This window comes from Paenibacillus sp. FSL H8-0034 (genome assembly GCF_038000305.1).
In the GTDB taxonomy this organism is placed as follows: domain Bacteria; phylum Bacillota; class Bacilli; order Paenibacillales; family NBRC-103111; genus Paenibacillus_S.
Genome location: NZ_JBBOBS010000001.1, coordinates 6851480 through 6865229 on the forward strand (window position 1 = coordinate 6851480; position 13750 = coordinate 6865229).

Genomic DNA, 13750 nt, shown 5'->3' on the forward strand with positions numbered 1-13750 from the left:
ATGGAGGTGAACCAGCTTGATGAAGCCCATACAGCAGGATGCGAAGACGTCTTCCCGCAGCAGCAACGATCCAGTAACGATGTCAACACCGGAAGCATTAACAGAGGAAATGTGGCAAGCCATCCTTGCCAACGATGCGTCTTATGACGGCCAATTTTTTTACGCGGTAACAACGACAGGCATTTTTTGCCGACCTTCCTGCAAGTCCAGACCACCTAATAAAAAAAATGTCGGTTATTTTCGAACTTCCCAGCAAGCAGTGTCCGCCAAATTTCGACCCTGCAAACGATGCAAGCCAACCGGCCAGCGCTTGCCTGATGACGAATGGGTCGCTCTGGTGACCGAATACATCGATAGAAACTATGCTGAGGCCTTATCGCTGGACATTCTGGCTGTTATCTGTCACGGCAGTCCCTACCATATGCATCGAACATTCAAGAGAGTCAAGGGGATAACGCCCGTTGAATACATCCAGCAAGTTCGGATCAATCAAGCCAAGGAGAAGCTGATTTCTTCGAATAAGCCCGTTGGTGAAGTCGGCTCGGACGTTGGCCTGACCAATACACCGTACTTTATTACACTGTTCAAAAAGAAAACCGGTCATACTCCGGCAAGCTACCGCCAATTGCAGCAGCATAACATGAAGGAGGCATTTGAAAATGGCAAACAGCACGAATTCACCACTGTATTGGACGATAATCACACATGAGGATTGGAACATGCACATTGCAGCTACGTCTGAAGGTCTATGTTTTGTTGGCTCACAGAATCATCCCTTTGAAGAATTATCGGTTTGGGCCCACGCTCGTTTTCCGGGAAGCACATTAATTCGTGATGATGAGAGGCTGCTGCCGTATGTAGAAGAGCTCATCGAATATTTGAACGGAGCACGCAAAAGCTTTGCCATGCCCCGCGATTATCGTGGAACGCCATTTCAAATGGCTGTTTGGGATGCACTCTGCAGCATTCCTTATGGACAAACCAAATCATATTCGGATATTGCTCAGCAGATCCAAAGACCTGCCGCAGTTCGCGCAGTCGGCGCTGCGATTGGCGCCAATCCCGTGCTGATTACCGTTCCGTGTCACCGTGTAATCGGTAAAGGCGGGGCTTTAACCGGATATCGTGGAGGTATGGACATGAAAACGAAGCTGCTGCAATTGGAGCAGGATGGTTTGCGGGCTGAAGAAGGCTTACAGCATGCCTGACAATCTCGCTGAACGCGCAGCAGGTCTGGATTGGCAGACACTCCAGCAATCGTTGGATGAGCACGGATATGTCAAGCTTCCCGCACTGTTAAATCAATCGGAATGCCAGAAAATTATCGACACCTACGAGGTACAGGATCATTTTCGCAGCACCATTGATATGGCCAGGTACCGTTTTGGGATCGGGGAATACAAATATTACGGTGCCCCGCTCCCCACTTTGCTGCAGCAGCTGCGTGAGAGCCTGTACCCGCAGCTTGCCCAAACAGCCAATCGCTGGCTTGGTTTGCTCGGTGATACGGCTGCATATCCGGCAACGCTAACGGAATTTTTGGATCGATGCCATGTAGAGGGGCAGACCCGTTCAACCCCACTGATTTTGAAATATGAAGCAGGTGGATACAATTGTCTGCATCAGGATTTGTATGGGAGTGTGTTCTTTCCCTTTCAGGCCGTATTTGCCCTGAATCAACGAGAACAAGATTATACAGGCGGGGAGTTTCTATTGGTAGAGCAGCGTCCACGGGCACAGAGCCGAGGTCACGTCATCACGCTGGAGCAGGGAGAAGCACTGATTTTCCCCACCCAGCATCGTCCGGTATCAGGAACACGAGGTTATTATAGAACCACGCTGCGGCACGGCGTCAGCACGGTTCAATCAGGAATAAGATTCAGTCTGGGGATCATTTTTCATGATGCCAAATAAATGGTTTGGAGGTTGCTTATGACAACCGATTACTTATACAAACATCCAAAAACACTGCTGAACAAAGGGACTGGTTATCTTGCTGGCTATAGCCATTCGCTCAATCCCTATACGGGCTGTACCTTTGGCTGCTCTTACTGCTACGTTCGACAAATGCCGGTCTCTACCTTTCGCGGCGCGGAGTGGGGAACGTGGGTCGATATCAAGCAAGGGGCAGCCGATGTTTTTCAAAAAGAGCTGGTAAGAGCCAAAAACAAAGGACCGGTCACCATCTTCATGTCATCGAGTACGGATCCTTATCAGCCCATTGAACATAAAGAACAAATAACCCGATCTTTATTGGAGGTCATGGTCAGTGAACCACCCGACTTTGTGTTCGTACAAACTCGGAGTCCTCTTGTTCGTAGAGATATAGATCTTTTGCTGCGTCTTGGCGAGAAGGTCCGTGTCAGCATGACCATAGAAACGGATCTGGAGGATATCCGTAAATATTTTTCCCCTGATGCCCCGCCTATTGCCGCCCGATTAAAGACGCTTCAGCTTTTGGCTGACGCAGGAGTACCGACACAAGCCACTATCGCTCCCATGCTGCCGAGCAGTGAAGCATTTCCACAGCTGCTGAAGCCATTGGTGGATCGCGTCTGTCTGGACGATTATTTTATGGGAGACGGCAGCGGCGGAAAACGAACGCGGAATTTAGGCATTCAGGCCAAGTATGAACAAATCGGTATGGAGGCATGGTATGGCCCATCAGCCTATCAAATTGTCTATGATCGATTGAAGCAGGTTTTTACCGAGGATCAGATTTATGTAAGCCAGAAGGGCTTTGAGCCTTAATATATAGGAACGAGCTTATGATTACGCTGTTATTTTATTTGCGCTTCATACTGCGAATCAAACTTTTGGTTTCCTGATCCACCCGGTAGGACTCTGTAATTTTTTGCAGCGCTTTGTTGTACGTCATTTTATCCAAGGAATTGCTTTTCAGATAGATCATTGTCGGCTCAGGCAGCAACACAAAACAAATCGATAAGGCCCAGGCAACCGCCATCTTCACATAGTAGCCCTCGTGCTTGATGCTGTCCAATCGCTCTAGAACTCTACTGATATATTCTTCTTCAATATAATAGTTCAGCAGCATCACCACACCGAAGCGTATATCATAATCCTGTTTCGACACTAAGTAAGGCTGCACAAACTCCCACATCGTTTCTTTATTTGCCAAAGTGAACTTAAGCCCTATACAAAAACTGTCGCATACGGACCAATTATCAATTTTTGGTACAAAATCAGCCACATAACGCAGGAGTTCGGTACTGTCTGTTTGTATATAACCAATGACCATTCCCTGCAGCATAACTTCTTCAAAGTATTCGCCATCGGCCTGCTCCAAATAGGTCCGCCAATCGCCTTTTGCAATCATTTTGGCCAGCTTGCGCAGCTCCGGGAGCCGTACACCCAAAACATTATTAATATTCGGGATCAATGCCGCAGTAAACTTTTGGTACTTCTCCTCAGCTAATTCAATTAATTGCTCCTTGATTGTGATCTCCATCTTCACCTTCCTCCTCTGTCTATTCAAATGAAATTGCCCACAAGTAGATGGAAGCCACTGAGCCCAGAGGCGAATATCGAAGGCTGAGCTGCTCAAATTGCTCTTTGTTCAAAGTATCCAAGCCATACAATTTCATCATGCCACGGCGTATCGCAATATCGCCCCAACTGACAATGTCGCGACGCTCCATACTATTGATGAGCAGCATTTCGGCAGTCCATTTACCGACTCCCTTTAACACCGTCAGCTTCTTGATGACCTCTGCATCTGGCAAGTCATTCAGCTCTTCCAAATTAAAGGCTCCCTGCGCAATCGTTTGCGCGATGTCCTGGATACATACGGCTTTTTTCATCGTCATCCCGCATTTTTGGATATCATCGGCAGTCTGAATCGCCATATGGTGTGGAGAAATTTCTCCAAATTGACTCTGCATTCTTTCCCAAATCGTGTGGACCGCTTTAGCCGATATGAGCTGACCAACAATGGCATGGACGAGGGCCGCAAACAGATCGGGAATGATAACACGTTCAACCTTGCCCATACGAGCTATTGCTGCTCCAAGTGTCGGGTCCGCACGCTGCAAATAATCCATTTCTTCTTGTCCATAATCAAAATACTTCGTAGTAACAGTTCCCAAGCTGTTCTCCCCCAGTATATGTATTCAAGGATTAAACACTTGTACTAATAATATACCTCACCAGGCTCGATAGGTACGGATAATCGAATATAACAGCAAGATTGCGAAATTCAAGTTCGTCGTGGAGTTGATGAACTGTGGCTATTCCGATCTGAATTTGATCTTGATGCATAGAATCCTGCGTTTTAGGTCAATATACATGGGCAGTAAGTATTCAATTGGAGGGATACCTTTGGCTAAACCGGATAATCGCGCAGATAATGAGGAGCACTTGCAGGAGCATATCGACCAGACTCAAGCTAATATTCAGGAAGCAGAAAATTACCTGGATGAGCATGCAGATGAACTTTCAGTAAATGAGAGGCAAACCATTGAAGATAAAAATCACCGACGCAAAGAAAGCATTAAAGGATTCGTAGATGAAAAAAAAGACGAGGCTGAACAGTAGAATAAGCATGATATCTACTGCATCCAAAAACATATGCAGCCTGCTTCCAGTTTGGAAGAGGCTGTTTTTTTAATTTACATAATGATTTGCTGTGATGTCACAGCGGCAGCTCAGAACTGGAATCGTTCATGTCCAGCGAACTCCATATGGGTTACCCCTTCCAAAGCAAGGATGTCTTTCTTCATTTGGAGTCCACCTCTAAATCCTGTTAACGTACCATTGGAACCGACGACCCGATGACAAGGTAAAACAATCGGTAAAGGATTGCGCCCAATCGCTGTACCAACCGCTCGAATCGCTGAAGGTTTTCCAATCGTGTCGGCAAGCTGCTTATACGTCCACGTTTCTCCATGAGGGATCTGGCTTAAAGCCCTCCATACACTTTGTTGAAACGGTGTCCCTTCTGCATCCAGAGGGACCTTATCGAAACTGACCGGTATTCCTTCAAAGTACTGCTCCAACAGCTCAATAATCCCGAATTGTGCGAAAAGACCTCGATCCTCGATCAGCTGTTCAGCATCTGTTACATCTTTCTTCAACCCGGCCATTGAAGCAAGGTGTGGAGGGAACAACAATTGGCTAATTCCGTGCTCACTGGCGATAAGGGTCCATGGCTGATTCAAACCGATTACGGTTTGTCGATATTTCTTACTTGCTATCAAATGTTTCTCCTCCTATTTGTTCGTACCGATATGCTGTGGGAGACATGCCCGTTCTCCGACAAAACCAGGAAGTGAAATGGGATGCACTGCGGTAGCCGACAGCTGCTCCAATCTCCACGACGGTGGCACTGGAATCTACTAAAAGCTTTTGTGCGTGCGTTAATCGAACACGCTCGGTTTTTTCCGCGGGTGAATATCCTGTCACTTGCTTGTATACACGCTGCAAATGATAAGGGCTTATGGCAAGCGAAGCAGCCAACAGCGGCAAAGTCAGTTTGTCATTGTATTGTGTCTCAATAATCGCATCCACCTGTACAGCCAATACCGCATCCGGTCGAAATGCTCCATTCGCCTCGGGCTTACAACGTTTGCAGGGTCGATAGCCTGCTTGGAGCGCACCTTCAAGTGAGTGGTAAAACGTCACATTACTTGCATGGGGGATTTTGGCCCGACATGTAGGTCGACATACGATCTTCGTGGTCCTTACTGCCGTATAATAGACACCATCGTAGGTCGATTCTCGATGAACAACGGATTGGTATACAAGGTCAAATAACTTTTGGTCCATATCCTCACCTCATCCATACAAGTATAAGCCATTCTTGGGTTCGGCAGTAGTATGCATGAATAGAATAGCAAGATATCGACAGATAAGCCGAAGCAATGATCACCTGACGTTAATGTACGGATAACCCATAAAACTCTCTAGCTACCTTCGTCGTAGCTTCCGCAGTCTCCTCGATACTCCGACCCCAACATGAAGCTAACTTTCTCAAAATATGAGGTAAAAAGGCAGGCTCGTTGCGACCCTCACTCGGCTTAACAGCCAAATCACGCGGGGTAAGAAAAGGAGCATCCGTCTCAATCATCAACCGATCCGGCGGGATTCGCTTAACGATCTCTGCCAGGTGCTTACCTCTGCGCTCGTCGCAGATCCATCCTGTGATGCCAATATAGAAGCCCATATTCAAGTAAACCTGAAGCTCCTGAAGCGAGCCTGTAAAGCAATGAACTACAGCCTTATTCAGACGAGGAAGGTACGGCTTAAGTGTCTGCATAAACTCATAATGGGCATCCCGCTCATGTAAAAAAAGAGGCAGCTGCAGCTCACAGGCCAAACGAATTTGTTCCTCAAACCATCGCTTCTGAACATCCCGTGGTGAAAAATCTCTATTGTAATCCAGCCCACATTCACCAATAGCAACCACTTGAGGAAGTGATGCCAGCTTACGAAGCTTCTCTATCGTCTGAGCTTGGCAATGCTTCGTATCGTGGGGATGAATCCCGGCCGTAGTAAATAATTTTCCAGCAAATCTACCCGCGTATCGAGCGGCCTCTTCGCTATTTTTCAGCGATGTTCCCGTAATAATAAGCGGCGAGACTCCCTCCGCCTCCGCTCGTGCCACAACCTGATCCCGATCCTCATGGAATGAACGATGCATTAAATTAACACCGATATCAATAAGCTTTGGCTTCATAATTCGTTACCTCCATCATTTGTATATAAGCTGCAGCATTCAGCAGGCACTTGATCCGCAAGCCAAACTTCGTTGCCAGCAGCTTGCTCAAACTTACGGCTGTTTTTTCATTTAACATGGTTATCCCGTCCTCATTTCTATTCATTTATGCTTACTTAGCCCCTTTAACTGTCGCCATCGGCTTACAACGGGCAACGACCTGGGCCAGGCCTGCACCGACGACGCTTTCGATAATTTGATCTACATCCTTGTAGGCTTGTGGGGATTCATCTATGATCGATTCGAGTGATTTTTGATTTACGACAACTTCATCATCGCTTCCTACGCGCATGGACGAAGCGAATTCGTCTACGGTAATTAAACGTTTCGTAGCGCTGCGCGAACGAATACGGCCTGCCCCATGGCAGATCGAGTGAAAATTCGTTTTTCCCTCAGGAGAGCCCACCATGATATAAGAGGAAGTTCCCATCGAACCCGGAATGAGCGCAGGATGTCCGGTGAGTCGATACGGCTCAGGATTATCTGGATGGTTTGGCGGCAAGGAGCGGGTAGCCCCTTTGCGATGGACAAAATAAGAATTTCCATCATGCTCTTCCTCCCATGCATAATTGTGCATAAGATCGTACAGCGTCGACATTTCAAATTTGGACCCGAATACATCCTTGCCCGCTTCCCTAATCGCATACGCGATCAGATGCCGATTGACAACTGCATAGTTGAGGGCAGAGTACATCAAATCTACATAGCTTTGAGCTACAGGCTCCGAAAGTGCTCCGAATAATAAATGGGGGTCTGCGGTGCCTATCCCTTGAGCGCGCATCATCTTCGCCATAAGGCTGCCACAATATTGACTGACCGAACCTCCCCACGAACGTGAACCTGAGTGGATCATAAGGATCACCTGACCATCGAATAACCCCCAAGCTTCAGCTACCTCCCGGTTATCCTCGGCAATCTCAATGTGCTGGATCTCTGCAAAATGATTACCTCCCCCGAGTGTTCCGAGTTGGCTGTGTGCACGATGCCATACCCGATCTGGAAACAGGTTCAGCGCATTTTCGTCAAAATAAAACTTGCTGCGCTCCACATGGGTTAACGAGGTCGGCTTACGAGGCGTGTAGCCATCCGGGATATATTTTTTGGGGAGACCGTGCAGTCCCTTCTTGATCACATGCTCCAGGCGAATATCCGAGAAATGCCCGCGGGCATGATCTTCAACAGGCAAATACTTCTCAATCGTTTTGACCAGCTTTCTGCGCAGCTTTACTTCTTTCCATTCGTCCTTATGCAGATTCGTTAAGTGAACTCGCATCCCGCAGCCAATGTCACTGCCGACAATGGACGGAGACACATAGCCATCATGGGTATTCCACACAGCCGTAGTACCGATACAGGTTCCGACACCTACATGTACATCAGGCGTATAGCTCATATACACTTGATTCGGAATTTGCAGATTGTTGTTAGCCATTTCAAATACCTTGTAATCCAGAGCTTGAAACAGCGAGGGTCCTGCATATACATGCACCTGTCCGGCAGCAAGCTGGACCTTCTGATAATAGTTTTCTTTCATAAGTTTATAATTCCTTTCAATTGTGAATGGGGATCGTGGATAACACAAAAAAGCCATAGACCTGTATCGTCCATGGCTTTACTTACGCCTTCATTATCTAAGCTTCATTAATTGTAATGAGTAAACCTAGTTAAATTCACAGACCCGGTAAAGACCGATGAAATGGACTTTCTTCTGTAATTGTATGGATCGGATATACATTGAATTCATACTCATCGGCCTCCTCTCAAGTAATTTAGGTTTATCATAATGGCTTTACCCAACATTTGTCAACGGAAAGATTAATTATAGTAATCATGCCTATAAAAATTAATGATCATCCTGAATGTCGTAAGCTAAGGGAAGTGAAACAACAAATTGGGTGCCTTGCTCTGCATTGGATTTAATATGAATGTTTCCATTATGACTTTCGATAATTCTGTAGCATATCGACAAGCCCAATCCGAGACCATTTTCCTTTGTGGTGAAAAAAGGATTAAAGATCTCATTAATTTGCTTTTCCGAAATGCCTACTCCATTGTCGCTAATACTTATTTCCACACAATGTTCATCCACATTGGGGGTGAGCCTGATCTCGACCTCGCCTCCGCCTTCGGGCATGGCTTCAAAAGCATTTTGTATGAGATTAATGAGCACCTGTTTGATTTGATTGGCATCTATCGATATCAGGATCAACGAAGCGCATAAGTTTGTTGTAAGAATGGCATTTTTTAGATTAGCCTCACTGGTCATGAATTGAACCGTATCCTCAATGACCTTTTGCAGCACATGCTCCTTTTTTTCCGGAGAACTCGGTTTTGCCATAAGTACGAAATCGGATACCATTTTTTTCAAATCAAGTAATTCATTAAATACGATTTCCAAATATCGTGCCGTGATGTCCGCATTCGGTTTCTTTTCTCTTAACAACTGAATAAATCCCATCACCGAGGTAAGTGGATTCCGAATTTCATGAGCAATTCCGGCAGCCAGCTTCCCTATCGCTGAAAATTTTTCATACATAATAATTTGCTGCTCAAGCATAGTACGATCGGTTATATCGCGAATTTGCAGGTAAGCGCCAATAATTTCTTGATTGTCGTCTACAATAGGGATAGCATCCAGCAAGCAGGTCATGCGTTTGTTGGACGAAACAGGGAGCGTGCATTCCTTATTTTCTATTCGATCTCCATGATTTAGCACTCCCAGCATATAAGGAGCAAACAGGTCAAATGTAAACACAGAGGTTCCAATTACGTCTTCTCTCTTGCGTTGGGTAACGTTCTCTATCAGCTGGTTAAATTCGATAATGCTGCCAGTCTTATCTGCTATAATAATCCCATTGTTAACCGTGTTAAGCGTCATATGATTTAAAATATTTTGATTCCTGTTTTTCCTTCTCAGGACCATTTCACGTTCCATGGAATCTACCATATTAATTAATAATGGCAATGCAAATTTACTATGAAAATCGAGTAATGTCATCATGCTGACCGTACCTGTCAATCCACCAATATCGGCAAAATCAAAAGGAACACAATAACAGGCTGTCGTATGCAGATGAGTATGAAAATGGTCTGTGCCAAGAAGCTCTACAGGCTTTTTGTGCTGCAGCGCCATGTCCACTACATTCGTCCCCATGTCTCTTTCGATAAACCGAATGCCCTCTTGTATACCCAATTGCGCCGCAGATTCCCTTATGGACTCATTCCCAAAGAAGCTAATAATATACCCCAGATCATCAGTCAGTGTGATGAGTATCGGAGTTCCTTCTAATAGCTTCGTTGTTTTGTCACTGAAAAAATCCATAACCGAGATCGCTTCGGCGAACTTATGTTTTCTTTCCAGCAGTTCATGTACATGTAATCGGTTTCTCGGAAACGGGAGCTGGTTTGCTTGTAACCCCGCTTCTTGACATCTTTTTTTGGATTCGCCAATATAATGAGCTTCCATTAGTAAATCCCCTCGGGTTAGTTTCATTGCTTCTAGAATACCACAACTAACTCCGTAAAGTCTCTGCACAAATTGTCATCTGCATAGTCGCGGCAAAATTGAAACAAGATGGAAAATAACAACAAATCGGTCTCTCGCCTAAATTGAAACGGCTGTTCCGAAAGTGGACGTTTCTTATTGGAGCTACATACGATAACCTAAAATTGTTAGGAGAAGCTAAAAGAAATGAGGGAGCCTCCATGGATCAGGTACAATTGCAAAATCATCTTCGCAGCGGGCAAAGAGTTTATGGCACACTGATTATTTCCACCTCCCCCCGATGGCCGGTGGAAGTACGGAAATTAGGTTTGGATTTCGTCTTTATCGATACCGAGCATATGTCCATCGATCGAGACATGCTCTCCTGGATGTGTCGAACTTACTCTGCGCTCGGACTAGCGCCAATCGTACGCATCCCTTCCCCTGATCCTTATGAAGCAAGTAAAGCCATGGATGCAGGAGCAGCAGGTATTGTAGCCCCTTATATCGAAACCGCGGAGCAGGTACAGGCGCTTCGGGGCGCGGTCAAACTTCGGCCGATCAAGGGAGAGAAATTAGCGCGTATTGTTCAAGGCAACGAAGAGCCTGAGGAGCCGCTGGCAGCTTATCTGGAGCCGTACAATGCAGGTAACATATTGATCGTCAATATCGAGAGCGAACCCGCGCTTGAGGCCTTGGATGCCATCCTGCAGGTTCCGCAATTGGACGGCGTATTGATCGGCCCCCACGATTTATCATGCAGTCTGAACGTACCGGAGCAATATGACGACCCTGTGTTTAAGGAAGCTGTCAGCACGATCATTCGTAAGGCAAGAGCCGCTCAGGTGGCAGCAGGCATTCATTACTTCTGGGGTGTGGAACAAGAAATTGCATGGGGACAAGAAGGCCTGAATCTGTTTGTTCATGCCTCCGATATGACAGCCTTTATAGCCCAAATGGAACGTGATCTCAATGAAATCAAACTAAAATTGGGTGATGATTTACAAAATATGGATAATAATATTCATATATGAGCTCAATTCAAGCGGTACCCATGTGTATGGCTCTGCCGCCTTTTATTTATTACGGCTTAAATTCCGGTACAGCAGCGGAGTCGTGCCCTCATACTTTTTAAATAGACGGATAAACGTCGTACGGCTGAAAATACCGACACGATTGGAAATCTCGCTGACATTCAAATCGGTTTCCACCAGCATCTCCTTGGCTTTGGCAATCCGATACTTACTGATGTACCCAATCAGATTTTCACCTGTTTTTTCTTTAAATACATGCGAAATATATTTGGAGGACACACCCATCTCACCGGAGATTTTCTCCAGACCCAAATCATGATGGTAGTTTCCTTCTATGTATTCGATAATGAGCGAGCTGATCTCGCTGAAGCCGTCCTGCTCCTGTGAGGAAAACCGATCCATGATTAGCTCAAAAAAAGCAAGCACCACATTCAGCTGTTCTTCATGGTTCGTTAATGAAACGAGCTTACCGGGTTCCATCAGTTCACTCGGATTGATCCCCCGTTCAGCCAGGAAGCGGCAGCCTGTGTTGTAGATTTCAGACACGAGTGCCGAGATCAAGTGGCGGGGGACACCCTTCTCTTTGTTTTTCCCGATGATACTGTCCACCTTCAGCCGAAGATTAGACATATCGCCGGCCTTCAAGCAGTTAATAATGCCATTCTCATCCATGAATGAATAGGAATAATGCATAGAGCCATGAGAAACAGCAGTGGCATCAATAATTTGAAAATCCATCTTCCCATCCGCCGATTCCAGCGCCTTCAACGCATCCGCGTAAGACCTTGTAATGCCTTCAATCCCTTCATGCATGTCTCCAATGCCGATATAAATGAAGCAATACCTTGAATCGTAATGGAACGTGTCGACCATCGTTTGCAGGCCCTTCCGCAGCTGCTCCGTGTCCTCGGCATCCTCCACATTTACGATCCCGTTATACAGATGGTCATGTTCCTCCAGCAAGTATATATTGGCGTAAGGCAGCAGCAGCCCCCATATAATCTTTTTCATTTTGCTGACGATATGCAACCGCTCAACATCCTGAATGTCCTGATAAAATGCCTCTTTAAAGTCGAAGCGGATGATGCAGCACACATACGAAGGCTTGTGAAAGGAGCTGTACTTGCTTAGCATGGTTCCAACTTCCTGTTTGTTAACGGCAGTTCTTCCATGAATCAGATTCAACAGGGATTGCTCCAAATATCCGACGGATACCGTTTCCAGTTCATGCTTGAATTGGTGATTATGCTCGATTAACCGATGAATACGAGTACCGATAAAATCAAACGCCGTATGCCGGCCAGTCCGGTCAGCACGCCCATCGCTTTCTTCAGGATGGTCAAGGATATCCCGTATGCGTTTAATGGGATTGTACAGATTGAAGGTGAATATAAACGAGAACAGGATCCCGACCACAACCAGTACGAAGCAGGTCGTTAATAAAGAAAAGAGGTAATAGCTCGTTTGATTACGAAATTCGGCTACAGGCGTCACCGAATAATAGCTCCAGCCGTACGTTTCCGACGTTACTTGAGTCACTATGAATGCCTCTTGGTTGATCTTCAATTCTCCATGCTGAAGGCTCTCCGATTTGAAGAAAGTCTGAATTTGTGAAATAACCGTTGGCTCGGTCAGTTGGTTCGCGCTGCTCCATATCACCTTGTTGTGATTGTTGTCGATTACAATGAATTGGGTAGAGTCCACCACAGTATGATTACGTAACGTCTTATCGATGATGTCAATCGGAATCGTATATACCATAACCGCTTTATGGCCATTAACCAGACTGGTGAACAAAAATGGAATAACCGGTTTACTCACCGTCCGGTTTACTCGAACCTCAGTAGGCTCCAGAATCTCCAAGGGTCTGCCATTCTCAAGCTTGTCTCTCCACAAGCTCTGATCGTATCCGCTAAATTGGTAATTCTCAAAAAACTGCCGATAATCCTCCAGCCCATCCTGCTTAAATACCTTTTCATCATCTGTGTAAACAAATATATTATCAATTAATTCACTTAGATTATTAGAAATTCTCGCTAATGTTTGCGTAACTTTGGTTAGCTCCAAACGTTCATCATCGCGATACTCGGCATAAGGCTTTAGAATGGCTCTAACCTCATAAAAAAAGCTGGGCCCGGAGCTGGATTGCGCCGTATTCAAATAAATATCGATGGTATGAACAGACGATTGCAGGTTCGTTTCAAACTTCTGTGTAAACTCTTCCTGAAGTCGATTCGTCGTGGTGACGTAATAAATAGCCCCTATCAATACAATAGGGATCAAAAAAGAGAGGAAGAACAGCAGTATACGTAAAAAAAGTCGGTTTAATGGAACGGAACCTTTGGAATTCAATGTTTTCATTGCCCAACCACCCTCTCTCTTAGTCCCGTTGAATGAAGGCGCTTCCTTATCTTCTTATTATACTGCCAAACCAGTAAAAAGAAATGCCCCACCTTGCGATATCAGGGGCATCCAATAACCTCATCAGAAATATGCAAA

At 45.7% G+C, this 13750-nt stretch carries 15 protein-coding genes; 6 read left to right on the plus strand and 9 right to left on the minus strand.

Annotated features, from left to right (window positions below; all coding sequences use genetic code 11):
* The first annotated feature begins 79 nt into the window (after nucleotides 1–79).
* From NST47_RS30645 to NST47_RS30660, 4 genes are read left to right on the plus strand one after another with little or no spacing between them, the layout of a single operon-like run.
* On the plus strand, nucleotides 80–709 hold the full coding sequence (locus tag NST47_RS30645; protein ID WP_341159792.1) for a bifunctional transcriptional activator/DNA repair enzyme AdaA: 630 nt from the start codon (nucleotides 80–82) through the stop codon (nucleotides 707–709).
* Complete coding sequence (locus tag NST47_RS30650; protein WP_341158518.1) at nucleotides 660–1208, plus strand: methylated-DNA--[protein]-cysteine S-methyltransferase; 549 nt, start codon at nucleotides 660–662, stop codon at nucleotides 1206–1208. Before NST47_RS30645 ends, NST47_RS30650 begins: the two co-directional genes overlap by 50 nt.
* Nucleotides 1201–1914 (plus strand): 2OG-Fe(II) oxygenase, encoded by a 714-nt coding sequence (locus NST47_RS30655; protein WP_341158519.1) that lies wholly within the window; start codon nucleotides 1201–1203, stop codon nucleotides 1912–1914. Before NST47_RS30650 ends, NST47_RS30655 begins: the two co-directional genes overlap by 8 nt.
* Before the next feature lie 18 nt (nucleotides 1915–1932).
* Complete coding sequence (locus NST47_RS30660; protein ID WP_341158520.1) at nucleotides 1933–2751, plus strand: SPL family radical SAM protein; 819 nt, start codon at nucleotides 1933–1935, stop codon at nucleotides 2749–2751.
* Between the two features lie 34 nt (nucleotides 2752–2785).
* Here the strand turns inward: NST47_RS30660 and NST47_RS30665 are convergent, their stop codons facing one another.
* The gene (locus tag NST47_RS30665) at nucleotides 2786–3469 is read right to left on the minus strand and encodes a DNA alkylation repair protein (RefSeq protein WP_341158521.1); all 684 of its coding nucleotides are present in this window, start codon (nucleotides 3467–3469) and stop codon (nucleotides 2786–2788) included.
* 19 nt (nucleotides 3470–3488) lie between these two features.
* Nucleotides 3489–4106, minus strand: a complete 618-nt coding sequence (locus NST47_RS30670) for a DNA-3-methyladenine glycosylase family protein (protein WP_341158522.1) — start codon at nucleotides 4104–4106, stop codon at nucleotides 3489–3491.
* Nucleotides 4107–4338: 232 nt separating this feature from the next.
* On the opposite strand from NST47_RS30670, the gene tlp reads away from it, so the two are divergent.
* Nucleotides 4339–4554, plus strand: coding sequence for a small acid-soluble spore protein Tlp (gene tlp, locus NST47_RS30675; protein WP_341158523.1), 216 nt, complete (start codon nucleotides 4339–4341; stop codon nucleotides 4552–4554).
* Between the two features lie 110 nt (nucleotides 4555–4664).
* Here the strand turns inward: tlp and NST47_RS30680 are convergent, their stop codons facing one another.
* The 6 genes from NST47_RS30680 to NST47_RS30705 form a co-directional block, all read right to left on the minus strand.
* Nucleotides 4665–5216: a methylated-DNA--[protein]-cysteine S-methyltransferase gene (locus NST47_RS30680; protein ID WP_341158524.1), complete on the minus strand. Its 552-nt coding sequence runs from the start codon at nucleotides 5214–5216 to the stop codon at nucleotides 4665–4667.
* A complete protein-coding gene (locus tag NST47_RS30685; RefSeq protein WP_341158525.1) occupies nucleotides 5203–5784 on the minus strand; it encodes a bifunctional transcriptional activator/DNA repair enzyme AdaA in 582 nt (193 codons plus the stop codon). Before NST47_RS30685 ends, NST47_RS30680 begins: the two co-directional genes overlap by 14 nt.
* 109 nt (nucleotides 5785–5893) lie before the next feature.
* Complete coding sequence (locus NST47_RS30690) at nucleotides 5894–6694, minus strand: TatD family hydrolase (RefSeq protein ID WP_341158526.1); 801 nt, start codon at nucleotides 6692–6694, stop codon at nucleotides 5894–5896.
* A complete protein-coding gene (locus NST47_RS30695) occupies nucleotides 6675–6839 on the minus strand; it encodes a hypothetical protein (RefSeq protein WP_341158527.1) in 165 nt (54 codons plus the stop codon). Before NST47_RS30695 ends, NST47_RS30690 begins: the two co-directional genes overlap by 20 nt.
* Nucleotides 6840–6845: 6 nt before the next feature.
* Nucleotides 6846–8267, minus strand: coding sequence for an RtcB family protein (locus tag NST47_RS30700; RefSeq protein WP_341158528.1), 1422 nt, complete (start codon nucleotides 8265–8267; stop codon nucleotides 6846–6848).
* Nucleotides 8268–8576: 309 nt separating this feature from the next.
* The gene (locus tag NST47_RS30705) at nucleotides 8577–10199 is read right to left on the minus strand and encodes an ATP-binding protein (protein WP_341158529.1); all 1623 of its coding nucleotides are present in this window, start codon (nucleotides 10197–10199) and stop codon (nucleotides 8577–8579) included.
* 239 nt (nucleotides 10200–10438) lie between these two features.
* Between NST47_RS30705 and NST47_RS30710 the strand changes: the two genes are divergently transcribed.
* On the plus strand, nucleotides 10439–11251 hold the full coding sequence (locus tag NST47_RS30710) for an HpcH/HpaI aldolase family protein (protein WP_341158530.1): 813 nt from the start codon (nucleotides 10439–10441) through the stop codon (nucleotides 11249–11251).
* A gap of 42 nt (nucleotides 11252–11293) precedes the next feature.
* On the opposite strand, the gene NST47_RS30715 is transcribed toward NST47_RS30710, so the two are convergent.
* Nucleotides 11294–13612 carry a helix-turn-helix domain-containing protein gene (locus NST47_RS30715; RefSeq protein WP_341158531.1) on the minus strand — a complete coding sequence of 773 codons (2319 nt, stop codon included), beginning with the start codon at nucleotides 13610–13612 and terminating at the stop codon, nucleotides 11294–11296.
* Nucleotides 13613–13750: the final 138 nt, after the last annotated feature.